Origin of the sequence: Rhodovulum iodosum (assembly GCF_041020385.1) — a bacterium.
Taxonomy (GTDB): Bacteria; Pseudomonadota; Alphaproteobacteria; order Rhodobacterales; family Rhodobacteraceae; genus Rhodovulum; species Rhodovulum iodosum.
Genome location: NZ_JBEHHI010000001.1, coordinates 933,198 through 953,503 on the forward strand (window position 1 = coordinate 933,198; position 20,306 = coordinate 953,503).

The window sequence follows — 20,306 nt, forward strand, 5'->3', positions numbered from 1 at the left end:
GCGCGCCCATCCCGCTTGTCTATAACCCGCGAGGATTTGCCATTCCGGGGGACGGGCCATGCCGAAGAGAACCGATATCAAATCGATCATGATCATCGGCGCGGGGCCCATCATCATCGGTCAGGCCTGCGAATTCGACTATTCCGGCGCACAGGCCTGCAAGGCGCTGCGGGAAGAGGGCTACCGGGTGATCCTGGTCAACTCGAACCCCGCCACGATCATGACCGACCCGGGGCTGGCCGATGCCACCTATATCGAGCCCATCACGCCAGAAGTCGTCGCCAAGATCATCGAAAAGGAACGCCCCGACGCGCTGTTGCCGACCATGGGCGGGCAGACCGGGCTGAACACCTCGCTGAAACTGGCCGACATGGGCGTGCTGCACAAGTTCGGGGTCGAACTCATCGGCGCCAACCGCGCCGCCATCGAGATGGCCGAGGACCGCAAGCTGTTCCGCGAGGCGATGGACCGCATCGGGCTGGAAAACCCCAAGGCCACCATCGCCAACACGATGGAAGAATGCATGGCCGCGCTGGAACATGTCGGCCTGCCGGCGATCATCCGGCCCGCCTACACACTGGGCGGCACCGGGGGCGGCGTGGCCTATAACCGACAGGAGTTCGAGCATTACTGCCGCACCGGGCTGGATGCCTCGCCGGTCAAACAGATCCTGATCGACGAAAGCCTGCTGGGCTGGAAGGAATTCGAGATGGAGGTGGTCCGCGACAAGGCGGACAACGCGATCATCGTCTGTTCCATCGAAAACGTCGACCCGATGGGCGTGCACACGGGCGATTCCGTCACCGTGGCGCCCGCGCTGACGCTGACCGACAAGGAATACCAGATGATGCGCAACGGCTCCATCGCCGTGCTGCGCGAGATCGGGGTCGAGACAGGCGGGTCGAACGTGCAATGGGCGATCAACCCCGAAGACGGCCGCATGGTGGTGATCGAGATGAACCCGCGCGTCTCGCGATCCTCGGCGCTGGCCTCCAAGGCGACGGGCTTTCCCATCGCCAAGATCGCCGCGAAGCTGGCCGTGGGCTACACGCTGGACGAACTGGACAACGACATCACCAAGGTCACGCCCGCGAGTTTCGAGCCGACCATCGACTACGTGGTCACCAAGATCCCGCGCTTTGCCTTCGAAAAATTCCCCGGCGCCAAGGCCGAGCTGACGACCGCGATGAAATCGGTCGGCGAGGCGATGGCGATCGGCCGCACGATCCACGAGTCGCTGCAAAAGGCGCTGGCCTCGCTTGAAACCGGCCTGTCCGGATTTGACGAAATCGCCATCGAGGGCGCCCCGGACCACGCCCGGATCGTCGCCGCGCTGTCGAAACAGACGCCCGACCGCCTGCGTCTGATCGCCCAGGCGATGCGTCATGGCATGTCGGATGACGACATCCAGGCCACCACCAGTTTCGATCCGTGGTTCCTGTCGCGCATCCGCGAAATCGTCGAGGCCGAAGAGCGCATCCGAAAGGAGGGGCTGCCGGTCACCGAAGAGGGCCTCAGGCAGCTCAAGATGCTGGGCTTTACCGATGCGCGGCTGGCCACGCTCACCGGCCGCGAAGAGGCGCAGGTGCGCCGGGCGCGGCTCAATCTGGGCGTTACCGCCGTCTTCAAGCGGATCGACACCTGCGCGGCCGAGTTCGAGGCGCAGACGCCCTACATGTACTCGACCTACGAATCCCCGGTGATGGGCGAGGTCGAGTGCGAGGCGCGCCCCTCGACCCGCAAGAAGGTGGTGATCCTGGGCGGCGGGCCCAACCGGATCGGCCAGGGCATCGAGTTCGACTATTGTTGCTGCCACGCCTGCTTCGCATTGACCGACGCGGGCTATGAGACGATCATGATCAACTGCAACCCCGAGACCGTGTCGACCGACTACGACACCTCGGACCGGCTGTATTTCGAGCCCCTGACCTTCGAACATGTGATGGAAATCCTGCGGGTCGAACAAGACCGCGGCACGCTGCACGGGGTGATCGTGCAGTTCGGCGGGCAGACCCCGCTCAAGCTGGCCGATGCGCTGCAATCCGAGGGCATCCCGATCCTCGGCACCTCGCCCGACGCCATCGACCTGGCCGAGGATCGCGAGCGGTTCCAGGCGCTGGTGCACAAGCTGGCCCTCAAGCAGCCCAAGAACGCGATCGCCGCCTCGGCCGAGGCGGCAATGGAGGCGGCCGAGGCCATCGGCTACCCGCTGGTGATCCGGCCCTCCTACGTGCTCGGCGGCCGGGCGATGGAGATAGTCCGCGACACCGCGCAACTGGAACGCTACATCTCCGAGGCCGTCGTGGTCTCGGGCAAATCGCCGGTTTTGTTGGACAGCTACCTGTCTGGGGCGACCGAGGTCGATGTCGACGCTCTGTGCGACGGGGCCGACGTACACGTCGCCGGCATCATGCAGCACATCGAAGAGGCGGGCGTCCATTCGGGCGACTCGGCCTGCTCGCTGCCGCCCTATTCGCTGGCCCCCGAGATCGTCGACGAACTCAAGCGCCAGACCCGCGCGCTGGCGCTGGAGCTGGGCGTGGTCGGCCTGATGAACGTGCAATACGCGGTCAAGGATGGCGATGTTTACCTGATCGAGGTCAACCCGCGCGCCAGCCGCACGGTGCCCTTCGTGGCCAAGGCGGTGAACTCGCCCATCGCGTCGATTGCCGCGCGGCTGATGGCGGGCGAAAAGCTGAGCGAATTCACCCTGGTCGACCCGCAGATCGAGGGCTTTGCCGTGAAAGAGGCAGTGCTGCCCTTCGCCCGCTTCCCCGGCGTCGACACGCTGCTCGGCCCCGAGATGCGCTCGACCGGCGAGGTGATGGGCTACGACCACAGCTTTGCCCGCGCCTTTCTCAAGGCGCAGATGGGCGCGGGCACCGACCTGCCGCACCAGGGCTGCGTGTTCCTGTCGATCAAGGATGCCGACAAGACACCGCAACTGTCCGAGACTGCCCGCATCCTGACCGGCCTGGGCTTTTCCATTCTCGCCACCCGCGGCACGGCCAAGTTCCTTGCCGCCAACGGGATAGAGACCGAGATCGTCAACAAGGCCTACGAGGGCGGGCGCACCATCGTCGACGTGATGAAGGACGGGCTGGTGCACCTGGTGATGAACACCACCGAGGGCACGCAGGCGGTGTCGGATTCGCGCTCGATGCGCGCGGTGGCGCTGTCGGACCGTATCCCCTATTTCACCACCGCCGCCGCCAGCCACGCCGCGGCGCTGGCGATGAAATCGCGCGAAGAGGGCGAGCTCGGGGTGGAAAGCCTGCAAGGCTGAGGCCATGGCCAAGCTTTACTTCCACTACTCCACCATGAACGCGGGCAAGTCGACGATCCTGCTGCAGGCGTCGCACAATTACCGCGAGCGGGGGATGGAGACGCTGCTGCTGACCGCGCGGCTGGATACCCGCGCGGGGCCGGGCCGCATCGCCTCGCGCATCGGCATCGGCGAGCCGGCCCAGACCTTCGGCCCCGCGGACGACCTCTTTGACATAATCGAGAGCCGTCTGGCCCGGGGCCCTTGCGCCTGCGCCTTTATCGACGAGGCCCAGTTCCTGACCCGCGACCAGGTCTGGCAACTGGCCCGCGCGGTGGATGATCTGAACGTGCCGGTCATGTGCTACGGGCTGCGCGTCGATTTCAGGGGCGATCTGTTCCCGGGCTCGGCCGCGCTCTTGGCGCTGGCCGACGAGATGCGCGAGGTGCGCACGATCTGCCATTGCGGGCGAAAGGCCACGATGGTGGTGCGGATGGGCCCCGACGGGCAGCCGGCGAAGGACGGCGCCCAGGTGCAGATCGGCGGAAACGAAACCTACCTGTCGCTTTGCCGGCGCCACTGGCGCGAGGCGATGGGCGACGGTTAGGGGCCGCTGCGCGGCGCAAGGTTGCCTTTCGAGGTGCAAGCTTAGGCGTGGAGGCGAATTCCGGCCCTCTGCGGACGTAGGCCATCGGTCACTGCCGTGCGACCTCTGGGCCTTCTGCCGTGCGCGGCAAGACCGGACACTCGGACAATAGGTATGCGTGCGGCCCTGCCGTTTCGCGGAAGACGATTCACACTTTATTTGCTGATGCGACACGCTAGGTTTCTAGCTAGAGAATAAATCTTGCGACTTTTGCCGCGCATCCGAAAGGCACAGGTATCATATGAGAACCGCTTTGTTCGCTACGGTCATTTCGATCACGCCGCTTATGGCCTCTGCCGAATCCGGCGTTGGGTTGTCGTTCTCGGCGGGTCTCGGCGGTATCGTCGCCCCGGAGTACTTCGGATCCGAAGATTACGAGGCAGGTGTGACCGGCGGGTTCGAGTTCGGGCATCTGCGCATTGGCAAGTTGGAATTCGGCGATCCCGACCCCAACGCCGTGGCCATGGGGTTGCGGCCACGCGGCTCTTTTCGCCTGATCGGACCGCGAAACGACTCGGATTACTCGGAATTGGCGGGACTGGACGATGTTGATCTCAGCGTCGAACTGGGCGGCGGTATCGGCTATCAGACCAACGGCTTTCTGGCCTTTGCCGACGTCAGATACGGTGTCATAGGCCATGAAAGCTGGGTGGCGGAAGTGGGCGCAGACGCGATTTTTCGCCCGACGACCGAGCTTACCCTAACGGTTGGGCCGCGGGCGCTTTGGGGCTCGGATAGCTACACCTCAACCTATTTTGGCGTGTCGCCGGCCGAAGCATCAAGCTCTGCTTTTTCGGCCTATTCACCAGGAGAAGGGCTCGTTGGCGCCGGTATCGAATTCGGTGCGACCTATCAGTTTACGCCCGAATGGAGCCTTGACGGCACCGTGACATGGGAGCGCCTGATGGGCGACGCAGCGGATTCGCCCATCGTTCAGTCGGACGATAGCTTTTCGGTGTCGCTGGTGCTGATGCGACGCTTTTCCTTCGGGCGCTAAGCGGTCCCTGTTCGGGAAATAGATCAAACGCCGTTTCACACGGTAGGTCGAACTTTGATCGGCCTGCCGCATATGGACAGCCTGCCGGGTGCGGCGGCGACCGCGATTCCGCGCCCCTAAACAACGTTCGGCAGCGTCTCCCCGGCGAGATGGGCGCGGATGTTGTCCACCGCCATCATGCCCATCGCCTCGCGCACCTCCAGCGCGGCAGTGCCCAGGTGGGGCAGAAGGGTGACATTGTCCATCCGCATCAGCGCCTGCGGTACCTTGGGCTCGAACTCGTAGACATCCAGCCCGGCACCGGCGATCTGGCCGGTCTGCAGCGCGGCCACCAGCGCGACCTCGTCGACCACGTCGCCGCGGGCGATGTTCACGATATGCGCGCTGGGCTTCATCGCGGCGAAGAACTCGGCCCCGATCAGGTGACGGGTCTCGGGCCCGCCCGGCACCGCCACCACCGCCACGTCGGCCGCCGCGGCCAGATCGGCCAGCGTCGCCACCTGCCGCACCGGCAGATCGGTCTCGATCGGCGATCGGTTGAAGGCCACCACCTCCATGCCGAACCCGTGGTGGCACCGCCGCGCCACGGCCTGCCCGATGCGGCCCATGCCGATGATGCCAACGGTCTTGGCCGTCACGTGCTGGCCCAGCATCTGGATCGGGTGCCAGCCCGTCCACTTGCCCGCGCGCACCAGCCGCTCGCCCTCGCCCGCCCGTCGGCAACTCATCAGGATCAGCGTCAGCGCGATATCGGCGGTGGCGTCGGTCACGGCCCCCGGCGTGTTGGTGACCGCCACGCCCACGGCCCGCGCCGCCTCGACGTCGATATGGTTGTAGCCGACCCCGAAATTGGCCAGCAGCTTCGCCCGGGGGTGCGGCACCTCGGCGAAGACCTCGGCCGAGAACATGTCGCCCAGCGTCGGCAGCACCGCATCGAAGATCGCCAGCGCCGCGCGCATCTCGCCGGGTTTCATCGGCGCCGTGCTCTCGCGCAGCTCGATATCGCCCAGGGCATAGGCCGCCTCCATCACCCGCTCGGGCAGGGGCCGCGTGATCAGTATCCGCGCCATCAGTACAGCCGTCCGCCCAATGGCACCTCCAGGTCGGGGCGCAACAACACGACCTCGCCATCGGCGTCGGGCACGCCCAGCACCAGCACCTCGGACATGACCTTGCCGATCTGGCGCGGCGGGAAATTGACCACCGCCATCACCTGCTTGCCCGGCAAATCCTCGGGCGCGTAATGGGCGGTGATCTGGGCCGAGCTTTTCTTCTCGCCGATCTCGGGGCCGAAATCGACCCATAGCTTGATCGCCGGTTTGCGCGCCTCCGGATAGGGCTCGGCCCGCGTGATCCGGCCGACCCTTATGTCCACCTTGAGAAAGTCGTCGAAGGAAATCTCGCTCATGACCCCAATTCCTTGCTCCGCCGCGTTGCAGCGTCAACCGCCCGGCGCAGAAGCGGCGGAAAGCCGCTTTCGGGGTCCATCAGCACCTCCAGCGCGGCGGCCGTGGTGCCCTGGGGCGAGGTCACGTTGACGCGCAACTCGGCCGGGCTCTCTTTTGCATCCTCGGCCAGTTGCCCGGCGCCGCCCACCGTCGCCCTGGCCAGTTTCATCGCCATTTCGGCCGGCAGCCCCTGCGCCTCGCCCGCCGCGGCCAGCGCCTCGATCAGGTGGAACACGTAGGCCGGCCCCGAGCCGGAAACGGCCGTCACCGCATCCATCTGGTCCTCATCGTCCAGCCGCACGGTCTGGCCCACCGCCGAAAGCAGGTCCTCGGCCAGGGCCACGCCCGCCTCCCCCGCCTCGGCATTGCCGATCAATGCCGTCACCCCCCGGCCGATCGCCGCCGGCGTGTTGGGGATCGTGCGCACCACCGGCGTCCCGCTACCCAGCCGTTCCACGAAATAGCGCAGCGTCTTGCCCGCGGCGACCGAAACGAACACCGTGCCGCCCCCGCCGAACCGGGCCACCTGGCCCAGCGCCGCATCCATCATCTGCGGCTTGACCGCCAGCAACACGATCGCCGGCGCCTCGGGCAATTCGGCGTTCAGATGCAGCCCCCCGGCCGCCAGATCCTCCAGCCGCGGCCCGGGCGCCGGGTCTTCGACCCACACCGATCCGGCAGGCAGGCCACCCGCCAGCCAGCCCTCAAGCAGCGCCGAGCCCATCTTGCCGCAGCCCAGAAGCACCAGCCCCCGGCGGCGGACTTCGTCCATATCCATCGCAAAGCCCCCTGTGGTTTCGGGGGGCAGGTTAGGCGCGCCCGTAGGCCTCGGCAATGGCCACCTGAAGCGCCTCTTCGGGGCTTTGGCCCGCCCAGGCAACCAGCTGGAACGCCGGGTAGAACCGCTCGGAGGTCAGCACGGCCGAGCCGATCAGCCGGTCGATCTGTTCGGGGCTGGCCAGTTGCCCGCCCGACAGCACCAGGCCGTAGCGCCAGACCATCAGCTGCTGCGCCTGCCAATAGGTAAAGGCGCCCGCCCAGCACATGTCGTTGGTCTGGTTCAACGTCTCGTAAAGCGCCGGCAGCGCGTCCTCGGGCGGCTCCATCTCGAAGGTGCAGATCAGCCTGAGCGTCTCGTCGGCCGCCGACCAGGCCAGCGTGATCGAGTAGGTCCGCCACTGCCCCTCGACCGCCATGGCGATCTGGTCGTCGGTGACGCGGTCGAACTCCCACTCATGGTGCTCGGCCAGATGCTCGACGATGTCGATGGGGTGCAGTTCCTCGGTCTGAAGATAGTCTTCGGAAAGCGACATGCCCGGCCTCTTTGGTTGTAGCCTTGCGTGGGTGGCAGCCCACAAGGCTTAGGTGCCTGCTCTAGGTCCGGCATGAAAAACATGCGGCCTCACTAAATATCGTGTCGGCAATGGCCGCGCCTGTAAAGCAGTATTTTTGTGACAGCTTCGCGCCAGCCCGCAACATGTTGTAGGCGCGTTCACGGCTCGTAGGCGTGGCGCGCGCGCCCCCAACGCGCGCCCTGCCCGCTTCTTCTTGGCAAAAATACCCACCCGCGCCGCAGGCGCGTCCGGCGAATGCAAAGGGGCGCGCCCGGTTTTCCCGGACGCGCCCCTCGCGCAGAAAATCGGGTCGGGCCGTTACTTGGCCGCGGCCTCCAGCGCGTCGATGCGCGCTTTCAGCGCCTCGTTCTCTTCGCGCGCCTTCTGGGCCATGGCGCGCACCGCGTCGAACTCTTCGCGGGTCACGAAATCGCGGTCGGCCAGCCAACGGTCGATCATGCTCTTCATCGCCGTCTCGGCCTCGTCCCGCGCGCCCTGGGCCACGCCCATCGCGTTGGTCATCAGCTTGGACATGTCGTCGAGAAATTTGTTCTGGGTCTGCATGGCGGCCTCTGACATTTACATTCGCCCCTTATATGGGCCGCAGGCGCGGCAAGCTCAAGCTTGACTTCGCCGCAGCGCGGTAGGCAGAGAGGCAGCCATGCAGGCCATCCTGAATTTCCCCGACCTCAGCCCCGAGTTGTTCTCGGTGTCGCTCTTCGGCATCGAGTTCGCCCTGCGCTGGTACGCGCTGGCCTATATCGCGGGGCTGTTGCTGGGCTGGCGCCTGGTGGTGGCGGCGGTCAAGGCACCGCGGCTCTGGCCCGGCGACCAGGCGCCGATGACGCCCGCGCAGGTCGAGCAATTGCTGACCTGGGTGATCCTGGGCGTGATCCTCGGCGGGCGGCTGGGCTTTGTCATCTTCTACAAGCCGGGGCATTACCTGAGCCACCCTTGGGAGATCCCGATGCTCTGGCAGGGCGGCATGGCCTTTCACGGCGGCCTCCTGGGGGTGATTGTGGCGCTGGTGCTGTTCACGCGGCACAATGGCATTCCGCTTCTTTCGGCCTCCGACGCGCTGGCGATGGCCACGCCGCCGGGGCTGTTGTTCGGCCGCATCGCCAATTTCATCAATGCCGAGCTCTGGGGCCGCCCGTCCGACGTGCCCTGGGCGGTCGTGTTTCCGGGCGAGCTGGCGCAATACTGCCCTGGCTGGGACCAGGTGCCTTGCGCCCGCCACCCCTCGCAACTTTACGAGGCCGCGCTCGAGGGGCTCGTGCTGGGTGCGGTGGTGCTGTGGCTTGCCTGGCGGCGCGATGCGCTCAAGCGGCCGGGATGGGTCGCGGGCGTGTTCTTCATCGGCTACGGGCTGGCGCGGATTTGCGTCGAATTCTTCCGGCAGGCCGATTTCCAGTTCGTCGCGCCGGACAACCCGATGGGCTATGCGGTGCACTGGGACGGCATCGGCCTGACGCAGGGCCAGCTGCTGTCGCTGCCGATGGTGGCGGTCGGGCTGATCTTTCTGGCGATCGCGCGCCGGCGGGCATGACGCCGCTTGCCGAGATCCTGATCCGGCGCATCGCCGCCACCGGGCCGATCAGCCTGGCCGAATACATGGCCGAGTGCCTGATGCACCCCACGCATGGCTATTACACCACGCGCGACCCGTTCGGCGCGGCGGGCGATTTCACCACCGCCCCCGAGATCAGCCAGATGTTCGGCGAGATGATCGGGCTGTGGCTGGCGCAGGCCTGGATGGACCAGGGCGCGCCGTCGCCCTTTACCCTGGCCGAGCTTGGGCCGGGCCGTGGCACGCTGATGGCCGACGCTCTGCGCGCCACCCGCGCCGTGCCGGGGTTTCACGCCGCGATGCGCGTGCATCTGGTCGAGGGCTCGCCCGTGCTGCGCGCCGCGCAGCGCGCCGCGCTCGCCGGGCTGGACGTGACCTGGGCCGACCGCGCCGGCGCCCTGCCCGAGGCACCGCTTTTCCTGGTCGCCAACGAGTTCTTCGACGCGCTGCCGATCCGCCAGTTCCAGCGCGACGCGGCGGGCTGGCGCGAGCGGCAGGTCGGGCTGGCGGACGGCGCGCTGGCCCTCGGGCTGTCGGCCCCGGCGCCCCTGGCCGCGCTCGACCACCGGCTGGACGACACCGAACCGGGCGACATCGTCGAGACCTGCGCCGCGGCCGAGCCCATCGCCGCGACGCTCGCGGCCCGGATCGCCGCCCATGGCGGCGCGGCGCTGATCGTCGATTATGGCGGCTGGCATTCGCTGGGCGACACGCTGCAGGCGGTGCGAGGCCACAAACCCGAGCCAGTGCTGGCCCATCCCGGTGCCGCCGACCTGACCGCCCACGTGGATTTCGAGGCGCTGGCCCGCGCCGCGGCGGGGGTCGAGGCCGGGCCCATGACCCCCCAGGGCGTGTTCCTCGAACGGCTGGGCATCACCGCGCGGGCGCAGGCGCTGGCACGCGGGCTGACCGGCCCGGCGCTGGAAAGTCATATCGCCGCACATCGCCGCTTGACCCATCCGCAGGAAATGGGAACGTTCTTCAAGACGCTGGCCCTTGTGCCCAAGGGCTGCCCCGCCCCGCCCGGAGTCGGCCCATGACGCTGGAAATCCTGACCTCCGACACCCTCGCCCCGCTCCGCCACGGGTTTTTCACCCGGCGCGGCGGTGCCTCGTCGGGGATCTTCGCCGGGCTCAACTGCGGCAACGGCTCGTCCGACCTCTCGGAGGTGGTGCGCATCAACCGCACCCGCGTGGCGACCGCCTTGGGCGTCGCCCCGGCAGAGCTGATCACGCTCAACCAGGTCCATTCGGCCGACGCTGTCATCCTAGATGCGCCGCCGCAGACGCCGCCGCGCGCCGATGCCATGGTGACGGCGACGCCGGGGCTGGCTCTGGCGATCCTGACCGCCGATTGCCAGCCGGTGATGTTCGCCGATGCCGCGGCGGGGGTGATCGGCGCCGCCCATGCGGGCTGGCGCGGCACGCTGGCCGGTGTGCTGGAAACCACGCTCGACGCGATGGAAACGCTGGGCGCCCGGCGGCAGGACACCGTGGCCGTGATCGGTCCGACGATCAGCCAGCGCGCCTACGAGGTGGGCCCCGAATTCTTCGAAACCTTCATGGCCGCGGAGTCGGCCTATGGCCGGTTCTTCGCGCAGGGCCAAGGCGACCGTATGCTCTTCGACCTGCCCGCCTTCGGCCTTTTCCGCCTGCGCGCGGCGGGCGTGGGCCAGGCCCAGTGGACGCGGCATTGCACTTATTCCGACGCCCAGAGATTCTTTTCTTACCGGCGCAGCGTCCATGCGGGCGAGGCCGATTATGGGCGCCTGGTCTCTGCCATCCGGCTTTGACCCCCGGCGCGACAAGGCCCGAATCCGGCCCCGCGCCTGCCCAAAACCTGCCGCTAACCCCTGCCAGTCTGTACCCAAGGCCGGTCACGGCCGAGGGACGGTAGAAACACCGGCCAGACACGCGCCGGAAGAGGCAGAGCAAGGAGAAAAGACATGAAAACCAAGCGCCGCTGGATGAGCTGGGTTCTGGAAGAAACCGCACAGACCACCGTACAGCTGCCGTGGGACCGCGGCGCGCGCAAGCGTCGCCTGAGCCGCGCCGCCGCCTGAGCACGCACCGCCGGCCGACCCGCAAACCTCCGCCCCTCGGCGGGGGTTTTCGATTCGGGCAGGCTGCCACAATCGCGTGGCAAATGTGGCAACCGTGATGGCCAAAACGCAACAAACCGGGCCGCGCCCCAGGGATTGAAGCGCAATACCGGCGAATGGATCAAAGGCTTTGACATCGGCCGTATCTAAAAGGCAAACAGTAGGGGTCTCTCTGCAGCCGGGTGGGGGCCTTTGCAGATGTGACCAGACCGGAAGGACTGATCGCATGGCCCGCACCGATATCTTCGCCGCCGAAATGGTGGCGGACTACACCGCGCCCAAATCCAGCGCGTTTCCCGCAGCGCGCGGCGACCGCCGCCCGCCACGCTCTGCCCCGCTGATGCGCCGATACGAGATCTCGGGGATCACCGCCGCCGGCGAGGTCGTCGATTTCATCCGCCGGGCGCCCGCCACGCCAGCCTTCGAAGACGCCTTTGCGGCCTTTGCCCGCGGCACGCTGATCGCAACCCCCGCAGGCCCCGTGGCCATCGAGGATCTGCACCCCGGCATGGCGGTCGAGACAGCCGCCGGCGCGCGGCAATTGATGTGGGTGGGGTCTACCGTCTTCTACCCGCGCCTGCCCGACCGACCGGAAAACGCGCTGCGCCTGACCCGGTTCACCACCGACAGCATGGGATTTGGCCGGCCCAGCCCCGATCTGGTGCTGGGGCCGCGTGCGCGGCTGCTGTTCCGCCACGAGGGGTGCGAGGATATGCTCGGCAGCCCCTCCGCCGTCGCGCCCGCCACCGCCTTTGTCGACGGGATCAGCACCGTTGCAGTCAATCCGGCGGCACCGCTGACGGTCTTTCACCTGGCGCTTGCCGGACAGCAGATCCTGCTGGCCAACGGGGTCGAGGTCGAAAGCTTCCATCCCGGCCCGACCGCCGGCGAGATGATGGATTTCGACACGCGGACGCTGTTCCTGTCGCTCTTTCCGCATGTCGAGACGCTGGCGGATTTCGGGCCGATGACGCTGCCCCGCCTGACCGCCTTCGAGTTCGAGCAGATCCGCAACCGCTGAGGGCGGGCGCCGATCAACGCCCCTTGGGCAACAACGGGCGGCGCCCGTCTTCGGTCAGCACAAAGACCGCGCCGCCCTCGATCACCACCGCCGAAAGCGGCCCGCCATAGGCGGCCCCTGTGTCGAGGTTGACCCGGTTGCCGTAATGGGTGACGGCCTTGATCGGCGTGTGGCCGTGCACGATCAGCGCGCCATGGTCGCGGCGGTCCATGTGAAACAGGTCGCGGATCCAGATCAGGTCGTCCTCGATCTGGGCCTCCAGTGCCACGCCGGGCAGGATGCCCGCATGGCAAAAGAACACCCCCCCATAGCGAAAGCCGGGCTTGAGCGCGTCAAGCAGATCGACATGGTCCTGCGGCACGCGGGCCAGCGCCTGGGCGTGGATCTCGGCAATCGGGACGTCGGGCGAGACGTCGATGCCGTAAGAGGCCAGCGTCTCGCGCCCGCCTACCGACCGGTCCAGCCAAATCACGCCGGGGCGCGCCGGGTCGGGCCGCGGATCTTCGTAGAGGAAGAGCCGCATCAGCCGGTCGTGATTGCCCTTCATCAAAACCCAGGGCGCGCCCGCGGCCACGCCGCGGGCCAGATGCGTCAGCACGCCCGCCGAGTCGGGCCCCCGATCGACGAAATCGCCCAGATGCACCACCGGCGCGTACCGGTCGCCCACCTGCGCCTTGTCGGCGGCCACGCGGTCCTGCACCTCCAGAAGCTTGTCCAGGTGGCCGTGGATATCGCCGATCGCATAGCTTCGCATCCTGCGGTCCTATCGCAAAAACATGACAAGGGCCCCACACCGATATGCGGCGGGGGCCCCTCGGGATTCAAGGAGCGCGGCTCAGCCGACCTCGAATTCCAGCGGGCGCACCTGCTGGAACAGGCCGGTGGCCTTGAGCTCTTCGACCACGTGGGCCGGGATCGGCTGATCGAGATACAAAAGCGCGATCGCGCTGTCGCCGATCTTGGTGCGGCCCAGGGTAAAGTTGGCGATGTTCACGCCATGCGCCCCCATCGTGGCGCCCAGCGCCCCGATGATGCCGGGGACGTCCTTGTTGGTGGTGTAGAGCATGTGCTCGCCGATCTCGGCGTCGATATTGATGCCCTTGATCTGGATGAAGCGCGGCTTGCCATCCGAAAACACGGTGCCCGCTATGGAGCGTTCGCGCGTCGCGGTCACGACGGTCAGCTTGACGTAGCCGTCGAAGGTGCCCGACTTGCCCTGCGTCGTGGTCGACATGGCGATACCGCGTTCCTTGGCCACGATGGGCGCCGAGACCATGTTGATCTCGGGATTTGCCGGTTTCAGCACCCCGGAGATGGCCGAGGCGTTCAGCGCCGCGGTGTTCATCTCGGCGGCCACCCCGTCATACAGGATGTTGATCGCCTTGATCGGCTCGTCGGTCATCTGGCCGACGAAGGCGCCCAGATGGCCCGCCAGCGCGATCCACGGGCCCATCACCTTGGCCTCTTCGGCGGTGATCGAGGGCATGTTGATCGCGTTGGTCACCGCGCCGGTCAGCAGGTAGTCCGACATCTGCTCGGCCACCTGAAGGGCCACGTTCTCCTGCGCCTCGCTGGTCGAGGCGCCGAGATGGGGCGTGACGACCACGTTGGGCAGGTTGAACAGCACGTTGTCCTTGGCCGGCTCCTCGGCAAACACGTCGAAGGCCGCGCCCGCGACATGGCCGTCCTGCAAAAGCGCGGCCAGCGCGGCCTCGTCGACCAGCCCGCCGCGGGCGCAGTTGACGATGCGCACGCCCTTCTTGGTCTTGGCGAGGTTCTCTTTCGACAGGATGTTGGCCGTTTTCTCGGTCATCGGCACATGGAGCGTGATGAAATCGGCACGCTTCAGGGCCTCGTCGAGCTCAACCTTCTGCACGCCCAGCTTGTCGGCACGCTCCTGGCTGAGGAAGGGGTCATAGGCGAGCACCTTCATCTTGAGCCCGATGGCGCGGTCGGCGACGATAGAGCCGATATTGCCGCAGCCGATCAGGCCCAGCGTCTTGCCGGTCAGCTCGACCCCCATGAAGCGGGATTTCTCCCACTTGCCGGCATGGGTCGAGGCGTTGGCCTCGGGGATCTGGCGCGCCACCGCCATCATCATGGAAATCGCGTGCTCGGCAGTGGTGATCGAGTTGCCGAAGGGCGTGTTCATCACGATCACACCCTTTTTCGAGGCGGCCGGAAGGTCGACATTGTCGACGCCGATCCCGGCGCGGCCGACGACCTTGAGGTTTTCGGCGGCCTCGAGGATCTTTTCGGTCACCTTGGTGGCCGAGCGGATGGCGAGGCCGTCATACTGGCCGATCACCTCGGCCAGCCGGTCCTTGTCCTTGCCGAGATCGGGTTCGAAATCGACCTCGATGCCGCGGTCGCGGAAGATCTGCACGGCGGTCGGCGACAGCTTGTCGGAAACGAGAACTTTGGGGGCCATGTCAATGGTCCTTGTCTGATTGTCTGGGAAACGAGGGTGGGTTTACACCCACCCTACGGCGCGTCGATGTGGGGCGGGTGTGAACCCACCGCGCTGGGTCAGGCCGCTTCGGTCTGCGCCGCGATCGCGGCCTCGAAGGCCCATTCGATCCAGGGCATCAAGGCCTCGATGTCCGAGGTCTCGACCGTGGCGCCGCACCAGATCCTGAGGCCCGGGGGCGCGTCACGATAGGCGCCGACATCCAGCGCCACGCCCTCGGCCTCCAGCCGCTTGGCCACGGCCTTGGCAAAGGCCGCGCCGTCGGCGATGCGCGCGTCGGTGAATTTCAGGCAGACCGAGGTGTTGGACCGCGTCGCCGGATCGACCGCGAGGTTCTCGATCCAGTCCCTGGCGTCGACGAAGGCCTGCACCGCCGCGGCGTTGGCATCGGCGCGGGCCATCAGCGCCGGCAGGCCGCCGAGGCCCTTGGCCCAGTCGAGCGCGACGAGGTAGTCCTCGACCGCCAGCATGGAGGGGGTGTTGATCGTGGCGCCCTCGAAGATGCCCTCAATCAGCTTGCCGCCCTTGGTCAGGCGAAAGATTTTCGGCAGCGGCCAGGCGGGGGTGTAGCTTTCCAGCCGCTCCACCGCGCGGGGCGACAGGATCAGCATGCCGTGCGCGGCCTCGCCGCCCATCACCTTCTGCCAGCTGAAGGTGGTCACATCCAGCTTGTCCCAGGGCAGGTCCTGGGCAAAGGCGGCCGATGTCGCGTCGCAGATGGTCAGGCCCTCGCGATCGGCCGGGATCGCGTCTCCGTTGGGCAGGCGCACGCCCGAGGTGGTGCCGTTCCAGGTAAAGACAACGTCCTTGTCGAAATCCACCTGGCCGAAATCGACGATCTCGCCATAGCCGGCCTCGCGCACGGTGGCGTCGAGCTTGAGTTGCTTGACCACGTCCGACACCCAGCCCGCGCCGAAGCTTTCCCAGGAAAGCATCTCGACCCCGCGGGCGCCCAGAAGCGACCACATGGCCATTTCCACCGCGCCGGTATCGGAGGCCGGCACGATGCCGATCCTGTAGTCGGCCGGCACGCCGAGAACCTCGCGCGTGGTCTCGATCGCGGCCTTCAGCTTGGCCTTGCCCACCGCGGCGCGGTGCGACCGACCGAGGGCGGCGTCGTTCAGCTTGTCGAGGGTAAAGGTGGGAATCTTGGCGCAGGGGCCAGAGGAAAAACGCGGGTTTGCCGGCCGCGTCGCCGGAGTCTCGATGACCATTGGTGCTATCCTTCCAGATATGCGCCCCTCGTTGGGGAGGGGTGTCCCACCGCCGCGCATACGCCCGTTCCCGCGTCGCGGCAAGTGCAAAAACAGCGCATATGCGGCAGCACGGACCGCGGGTGCGACATGGCGGCGCCGGGGCGCTTGCAGCTAGTCGATCACCGCCGTGGCCGCGCCATCGCACCGGGTGAAGGCGCGCAGGTTCAGCCCCACGACAAGGACGGCGAGGCCCACGAAGAACCAGCTGTCGTGCGGCTGGGCGTCGGGCCAGAGCGGGCTGTTGCGCCGGGCATGGGCCAGCACCGGCAAAAGCAGGCTGCCCCGAGCGGCGTTGAAGAGGCCGGTGATGATGACGCTTGTCGCAACGGTCCCTGCGAGGAAGGGCAGCAACCCCCAGGCGCTCTGCGGCGTGCCGCTGAGGAAGAACGCCGGAAGATGCCACAGCCCCCAGATCGCGCCGACGACGAGCCCTGCCCAGAGAGGGGCCATGCGCCGCTGCAAGAGTGGCTGCTACACCCGGCGCCAGCCCATTTCCTCGACCGGGCCGGTCAGGCTGCGCACCAGAACGAGCGCCGCAAGCCCGGCCCAGCCATCGGCAAAGGGCACACCAAGCGGGACGCCCTTGACGAGCAAACGCCGCGGGCAACCCGACGATCAGCACGGCATACCATCCCCAATGGCCGCGCCAGAGCAGAAGGCGCGCGAGGTAGCGGCCAAGCCCCCGCCATCCGGCATGGCCCAGCACCAGCGCGATCGCGGCAAAGGCCGGTGCGTAGACGGCGAGCAGGAACAGCCGCTTGGTGCCGCTGAGCGGCCCGAACAGCGCGGCCAGCGTCACCGGTATGGCCAGCCAAAATGCCAGAATGCCCCAGGACAAAACCAAGTAAGCCCAAGGAACGGCAGGAGGGCGCGCATCGAAAGATCGGTTTTCGGCTCGGGCGGCATGGGCGATTTCCGTCATAAGGTCAGGGCGCGCACTACGCCGAAACGCGGCGGCCCCTGCTTGATCAGGGTCAATTGCCGCGTTTCGGCCCTCTGGCCCTCGGCGAAAGCCCGTGCTTAAAGGCGGGCAGCCGATAGCCGCACCGAGAGCCGCCCATGCACGTCGTCACGCTCATCGCCAACCCGGCCCGGCCGTCGTTGGAGCCCGCCGCCATCGAGGCGCTGCGCAACGCCTGGGGCGGGGGCGACGCGGCCTGGCTGGCCCCCGGAGTGGCTGCGGAATTCGCCGTGGACCGCGTACCGGGCAATTTCTGGGACATCTGGGACGAACTTCAGGCAACAGGCATCGACCTGGTCGCCCAGCCGGCCGAGGGACGGCGCAAGAAGATGCTGATCGCCGACATGGATTCGACGATGATCCAGCAGGAATGCATCGACGAACTGGCCGCCGAGGCCGGCATCGGCCCCCGCGTGGCCGAGATCACCGCGCGGGCAATGAATGGCGAGCTGGATTTCGAAGGCGCCTTGCGCGAGCGTGTAGGACTTCTGGCCGGGCTCGACGCGGGCGTGATCGACCGCGTGCTGGCACACCGGATCAGCTATACCCCCGGCGGGCGCGCGCTGATCGCCACGATGAAGGCAAGTGGCGCCCATTGCCTGCTGGTCTCGGGCGGGTTCACCAATTTCGCGGCACGGGTGGCCAAGGTGCTGGGCTTTGACGCGCATCAGGCCAACACGCTGGAGGTGGCGAACGGCAAGCTGACCGGCAAGGTGGCCGAGCCGATCCTCGGCCGCGAGGCCAAGGTAGAGGCGCTGAGGCGCGTCGCCGCCGACCGCGGCATCGGGCTGGACCAGGTGATGGCCGTGGGCGACGGGGCCAATGACCTCGGGATGCTGGGGCTGGCCGGCGCGGGCGTCGCGCTGCACGCCAAGCCCGCCGTCGCCGCCCAGTGCGATATCCGCATCAATCACGGCGACCTGACCGCGCTGTTGTACCTGCAAGGCTACGCACGATCCGATTTCGCCGCCTGAGAGCGGGCGCGACTTGGGGCGGATCACCGCCGGCCCGCGCAGGCCGGACGGGCCGATGCCGCCCGCGCGGGGCCACGGTGCGGGCCGGGCGCCTGCGGCATCCGCCCACGCACCGCCGGGGCTGGGCAATTTTCCGCGATCAGGGCTTTTACGCCACAGCGGTTTCACGCTAGGTTCGCGCCATCGGGACAACCACCGCCCGCGGCACGAACGGGCCGGCGCAAAACGCCGGCCGGCGGGCACCGAGGCAAGGACAGCTGGAGGCTGCAGTGAACATCACCAATTGGATGCGGTGCGGCGTGATCGGCGGGGCGATGATGCTGGCCGCCGGGGCCGCGCAGGCGCAGGAATCCACCAACCGCGTCGCCGCGAAAACCGACTGGAGCGTCTTCGTCGAAGACGACCCGACCGAATGCTGGGCGGTCTCTGCGCCCAAGGAAACCGTCAACACCCGCGACGGCCGGGTGGTGGCCGTGCGCCGGGGCGAAATCCTTTTGTTCGTGTCCTTCCGTCCGGGCTCGGGCGTGGCCGGCGAGGTGTCGTTCACCGGCGGCTATCCCTTCGCCGACGGATCGACCGTCAAGATGGACATAGGCGACTCAAGCTACGAGCTGTTTACCGAGGGCGAATGGGCCTGGCCCGCCTCCAAGGCCGACGACGCCAAGATCCTGACCGAGATGAAGCGCGGCACGGCGGCGACCCTCACCGGCCTGTCGTCGCGCGGCACCAAGACCGAAGACACGTTCTCGCTTCTGGGCTTCACCGCGGCGACGGAAGAGGCCGAGACACGCTGCGGCGGCTGAGCCCGCGACCGGCACGGCGCCTGATGGCCCCGGCGGCACATGCCGGGGCCCTTGTTTCATTTCCCGCGCGAATCCTATATCAAAGCCCATCCCGAAGATGGAGACGCGCCCCATGACGGCCCCGACCCCGATCACGCCCGAGGCCAGGACGATTCCGCGAAACGCCGCGACCGCGGACGGCAAGACCAATCTCGTCGGCCTCACCCGGCCCCAGTTGCGCGCGGCCCTCGTGGCCGCCGGCACGCCCGAGAAACAGGCGCGTATGCGCGAGGTCCAGCTCTGGCAGTGGGTCTACCAAAAGGGCGTGCGCGACTTCGACGCGATGACCAACCTTGCGAAAGACTATCGCGCCCTGCTGCGCGAACGGTTCACGATCGCGCTGCCCGAGGTCGTCACCCGCACCGTATCGGCCGACGGGACGCGCAAATACCTGGTGCGCATCGCCGGGGGTCACGAGGTCGAGGTGGTCTACATCCCCGAGGCCGACCGTGGTACGCTGTGCATCTCGTCCCAGGTGGGCTGCACGCTGACCTGCACCTTTTGCCATACCGGCACCCAGCGGCTGGTGCGCAACCTGACCGCCGGCGAGATCGTCGGCCAGATCATGCTGGCCCGCGACGACCTCGGCGAATGGCCCGAACCGGGGCGCCACCCCAAGGACGAGACCCGCCTGATTTCCAACATCGTGCTGATGGGCATGGGCGAGCCGCTTTATAATTTCGAGGCAGTGCGCGACGCGATGCAGATCGCCATGGATGGCGAAGGCATTTCGCTGAGCCGCCGCCGGATCACGCTCTCGACATCCGGCATCGTGCCCGAAATCCCGCGGGCGGGGACCGAGATCGGCTGCATGCTGGCCGTCAGCCTGCACGCCACCACCGACGAGTTGCGCAACACGCTGGTGCCGATCAACCGCAAATACCCGCTGGCCCAGCTCTTCGACGCGCTCAGGGCCTATCCGAAACTGTCCAATTCCGAGCGGATCACCTTTGAATACGTGATGCTCAAGGGCGTCAACGACAGCGACGAAGACGCACGCCGCCTGATCCGGCTGATTTCGGGCATCCCCGCCAAGATCAACCTCATCCCCTTCAACGAATGGCCCGGCGCCCCCTACGAGCGGTCCGACTGGGACCGGATCGAGGCCTTCGCCGACATCGTCTACAAGGCCGGCTACGCCTCGCCCATCCGCACCCCGCGCGGCGAGGACATCATGGCCGCCTGCGGGCAGCTCAAGTCGGCCACCGAGCGGTCGCGGAAGAACCGCTTCGAGATCGCGGCCGAGGCCGGCCTGCCGCAGCCCGAGCGCATCGTCCGCCGCCCCGACGCGCCCGACGCGCATTAGCGCGGGTGGCGCAGACCGGTCTTTGTGGCCTCTGGTCCTATTATCGCCCGAGGCGAGCTCTTGACCGCGACCCGCCTGCACCTGCCGGTTGGAACAGCCGCACGCGCCCCGGACC

General features: G+C 67.4%; 19 protein-coding genes. 10 read left to right on the top strand and 9 right to left on the bottom strand.

The window, feature by feature from the left end:
* Window positions 1-58 precede the first annotated feature (58 nt).
* The 3 genes from carB to Ga0609869_RS04610 all read left to right on the top strand — a co-directional run bounded on the left by carB (window position 59) and on the right by Ga0609869_RS04610 (window position 4,908).
* On the top strand, window positions 59-3,286 hold the full coding sequence (carB, locus tag Ga0609869_RS04600; protein ID WP_125406250.1) for a carbamoyl-phosphate synthase large subunit: 3,228 nt from the start codon (window positions 59-61) through the stop codon (window positions 3,284-3,286).
* 4 nt (window positions 3,287-3,290) lie between these two features.
* Complete coding sequence (locus Ga0609869_RS04605) at window positions 3,291-3,872, top strand: thymidine kinase (protein ID WP_125406249.1); 582 nt, start codon at window positions 3,291-3,293, stop codon at window positions 3,870-3,872.
* Between the two features lie 325 nt (window positions 3,873-4,197).
* The gene (locus Ga0609869_RS04610; protein WP_170168823.1) at window positions 4,198-4,908 is read left to right on the top strand and encodes a MipA/OmpV family protein; all 711 of its coding nucleotides are present in this window, start codon (window positions 4,198-4,200) and stop codon (window positions 4,906-4,908) included.
* A gap of 116 nt (window positions 4,909-5,024) precedes the next feature.
* Here Ga0609869_RS04610 and Ga0609869_RS04615 read toward each other — a convergent pair whose 3' ends face one another.
* From Ga0609869_RS04615 to Ga0609869_RS04635, 5 genes are all read right to left on the bottom strand, one after another.
* Window positions 5,025-5,978: a 2-hydroxyacid dehydrogenase gene (locus Ga0609869_RS04615; protein ID WP_125406247.1), complete on the bottom strand. Its 954-nt coding sequence runs from the start codon at window positions 5,976-5,978 to the stop codon at window positions 5,025-5,027.
* Window positions 5,978-6,316, bottom strand: a complete 339-nt coding sequence (locus Ga0609869_RS04620) for a tRNA-binding protein (RefSeq protein ID WP_125406246.1) — start codon at window positions 6,314-6,316, stop codon at window positions 5,978-5,980. The genes Ga0609869_RS04615 and Ga0609869_RS04620 overlap by 1 nt, the downstream gene beginning before the upstream one ends.
* The gene (proC, locus tag Ga0609869_RS04625) at window positions 6,313-7,134 is read right to left on the bottom strand and encodes a pyrroline-5-carboxylate reductase (protein ID WP_125406245.1); all 822 of its coding nucleotides are present in this window, start codon (window positions 7,132-7,134) and stop codon (window positions 6,313-6,315) included. Before proC ends, Ga0609869_RS04620 begins: the two co-directional genes overlap by 4 nt.
* Before the next feature lie 31 nt (window positions 7,135-7,165).
* A complete protein-coding gene (locus tag Ga0609869_RS04630; protein WP_125406244.1) occupies window positions 7,166-7,669 on the bottom strand; it encodes a type III secretion system chaperone family protein in 504 nt (167 codons plus the stop codon).
* Window positions 7,670-8,008: 339 nt separating this feature from the next.
* Window positions 8,009-8,254, bottom strand: coding sequence for an accessory factor UbiK family protein (locus Ga0609869_RS04635; protein WP_125406243.1), 246 nt, complete (start codon window positions 8,252-8,254; stop codon window positions 8,009-8,011).
* Between the two features lie 97 nt (window positions 8,255-8,351).
* Between Ga0609869_RS04635 and lgt the strand changes: the two genes are divergently transcribed.
* The 4 genes from lgt (at window position 8,352) to Ga0609869_RS04655 (ending at window position 12,382) form a co-directional block, all read left to right on the top strand.
* On the top strand, window positions 8,352-9,239 hold the full coding sequence (gene lgt / locus Ga0609869_RS04640; protein ID WP_125406242.1) for a prolipoprotein diacylglyceryl transferase: 888 nt from the start codon (window positions 8,352-8,354) through the stop codon (window positions 9,237-9,239).
* Window positions 9,236-10,300, top strand: coding sequence for a class I SAM-dependent methyltransferase (locus Ga0609869_RS04645; protein ID WP_125406241.1), 1,065 nt, complete (start codon window positions 9,236-9,238; stop codon window positions 10,298-10,300). Before lgt ends, Ga0609869_RS04645 begins: the two co-directional genes overlap by 4 nt.
* Window positions 10,297-11,052, top strand: a complete 756-nt coding sequence (gene pgeF / locus Ga0609869_RS04650) for a peptidoglycan editing factor PgeF (RefSeq protein ID WP_125406240.1) — start codon at window positions 10,297-10,299, stop codon at window positions 11,050-11,052. The genes Ga0609869_RS04645 and pgeF overlap by 4 nt, the downstream gene beginning before the upstream one ends.
* A 535-nt stretch (window positions 11,053-11,587) precedes the next feature.
* Window positions 11,588-12,382 carry a Hint domain-containing protein gene (locus Ga0609869_RS04655; RefSeq protein ID WP_125406239.1) on the top strand — a complete coding sequence of 265 codons (795 nt, stop codon included), beginning with the start codon at window positions 11,588-11,590 and terminating at the stop codon, window positions 12,380-12,382.
* A 13-nt stretch (window positions 12,383-12,395) separates the two neighbouring features.
* Here the strand turns inward: Ga0609869_RS04655 and Ga0609869_RS04660 are convergent, their stop codons facing one another.
* From Ga0609869_RS04660 to Ga0609869_RS04675, 4 genes are all read right to left on the bottom strand, one after another.
* Window positions 12,396-13,136 (bottom strand): metallophosphoesterase, encoded by a 741-nt coding sequence (locus Ga0609869_RS04660; RefSeq protein ID WP_125406238.1) that lies wholly within the window; start codon window positions 13,134-13,136, stop codon window positions 12,396-12,398.
* 81 nt (window positions 13,137-13,217) lie between these two features.
* Window positions 13,218-14,813: a phosphoglycerate dehydrogenase gene (gene serA / locus Ga0609869_RS04665; protein WP_125406237.1), complete on the bottom strand. Its 1,596-nt coding sequence runs from the start codon at window positions 14,811-14,813 to the stop codon at window positions 13,218-13,220.
* Window positions 14,814-14,911: 98 nt separating this feature from the next.
* Window positions 14,912-16,066 (bottom strand): phosphoserine transaminase, encoded by a 1,155-nt coding sequence (locus Ga0609869_RS04670; protein WP_125406236.1) that lies wholly within the window; start codon window positions 16,064-16,066, stop codon window positions 14,912-14,914.
* 153 nt (window positions 16,067-16,219) lie between these two features.
* On the bottom strand, window positions 16,220-16,570 hold the full coding sequence (locus Ga0609869_RS04675; RefSeq protein WP_281273286.1) for a CPBP family glutamic-type intramembrane protease: 351 nt from the start codon (window positions 16,568-16,570) through the stop codon (window positions 16,220-16,222).
* A 597-nt stretch (window positions 16,571-17,167) separates the two neighbouring features.
* On the opposite strand from Ga0609869_RS04675, the gene serB reads away from it, so the two are divergent.
* The 3 genes from serB to rlmN all read left to right on the top strand — a co-directional run bounded on the left by serB (window position 17,168) and on the right by rlmN (window position 20,191).
* Window positions 17,168-18,043 (top strand): phosphoserine phosphatase SerB, encoded by an 876-nt coding sequence (serB, locus tag Ga0609869_RS04680; protein WP_125406235.1) that lies wholly within the window; start codon window positions 17,168-17,170, stop codon window positions 18,041-18,043.
* 314 nt (window positions 18,044-18,357) lie between these two features.
* The gene (locus Ga0609869_RS04685) at window positions 18,358-18,846 is read left to right on the top strand and encodes an invasion associated locus B family protein (RefSeq protein WP_438826872.1); all 489 of its coding nucleotides are present in this window, start codon (window positions 18,358-18,360) and stop codon (window positions 18,844-18,846) included.
* 112 nt (window positions 18,847-18,958) lie between these two features.
* A complete protein-coding gene (gene rlmN / locus Ga0609869_RS04690; RefSeq protein ID WP_125406234.1) occupies window positions 18,959-20,191 on the top strand; it encodes a dual-specificity RNA methyltransferase RlmN in 1,233 nt (410 codons plus the stop codon).
* The last annotated feature ends 115 nt before the right edge of the window (window positions 20,192-20,306 follow it).

Excerpts from the sequence above, each read along its gene's own strand:
- carB (WP_125406250.1), top strand. The coding sequence starts at position 59 with ATGCCGAAGAGAACCGATATCAAATCGATCATGATCATCGGCGCGGGG.
- Ga0609869_RS04605 (WP_125406249.1), top strand. The coding sequence starts at position 3,291 with ATGGCCAAGCTTTACTTCCACTACTCCACCATGAACGCGGGCAAGTCG.
- Ga0609869_RS04610 (WP_170168823.1), top strand. The coding sequence starts at position 4,198 with ATGGCCTCTGCCGAATCCGGCGTTGGGTTGTCGTTCTCGGCGGGTCTC.
- Ga0609869_RS04615 (WP_125406247.1), bottom strand. The coding sequence starts at position 5,978 with ATGGCGCGGATACTGATCACGCGGCCCCTGCCCGAGCGGGTGATGGAG.
- Ga0609869_RS04620 (WP_125406246.1), bottom strand. The coding sequence starts at position 6,316 with ATGAGCGAGATTTCCTTCGACGACTTTCTCAAGGTGGACATAAGGGTC.
- proC (WP_125406245.1), bottom strand. The coding sequence starts at position 7,134 with ATGGATATGGACGAAGTCCGCCGCCGGGGGCTGGTGCTTCTGGGCTGC.
- Ga0609869_RS04630 (WP_125406244.1), bottom strand. The coding sequence starts at position 7,669 with ATGTCGCTTTCCGAAGACTATCTTCAGACCGAGGAACTGCACCCCATC.
- Ga0609869_RS04635 (WP_125406243.1), bottom strand. The coding sequence starts at position 8,254 with ATGCAGACCCAGAACAAATTTCTCGACGACATGTCCAAGCTGATGACC.
- lgt (WP_125406242.1), top strand. The coding sequence starts at position 8,352 with ATGCAGGCCATCCTGAATTTCCCCGACCTCAGCCCCGAGTTGTTCTCG.
- Ga0609869_RS04645 (WP_125406241.1), top strand. The coding sequence starts at position 9,236 with ATGACGCCGCTTGCCGAGATCCTGATCCGGCGCATCGCCGCCACCGGG.
- pgeF (WP_125406240.1), top strand. The coding sequence starts at position 10,297 with ATGACGCTGGAAATCCTGACCTCCGACACCCTCGCCCCGCTCCGCCAC.
- Ga0609869_RS04655 (WP_125406239.1), top strand. The coding sequence starts at position 11,588 with ATGGCCCGCACCGATATCTTCGCCGCCGAAATGGTGGCGGACTACACC.
- Ga0609869_RS04660 (WP_125406238.1), bottom strand. The coding sequence starts at position 13,136 with ATGCGAAGCTATGCGATCGGCGATATCCACGGCCACCTGGACAAGCTT.
- serA (WP_125406237.1), bottom strand. The coding sequence starts at position 14,813 with ATGGCCCCCAAAGTTCTCGTTTCCGACAAGCTGTCGCCGACCGCCGTG.
- Ga0609869_RS04670 (WP_125406236.1), bottom strand. The coding sequence starts at position 16,066 with ATGGTCATCGAGACTCCGGCGACGCGGCCGGCAAACCCGCGTTTTTCC.
- serB (WP_125406235.1), top strand. The coding sequence starts at position 17,168 with ATGCACGTCGTCACGCTCATCGCCAACCCGGCCCGGCCGTCGTTGGAG.
- Ga0609869_RS04685 (WP_438826872.1), top strand. The coding sequence starts at position 18,358 with ATGATGCTGGCCGCCGGGGCCGCGCAGGCGCAGGAATCCACCAACCGC.
- rlmN (WP_125406234.1), top strand. The coding sequence starts at position 18,959 with ATGACGGCCCCGACCCCGATCACGCCCGAGGCCAGGACGATTCCGCGA.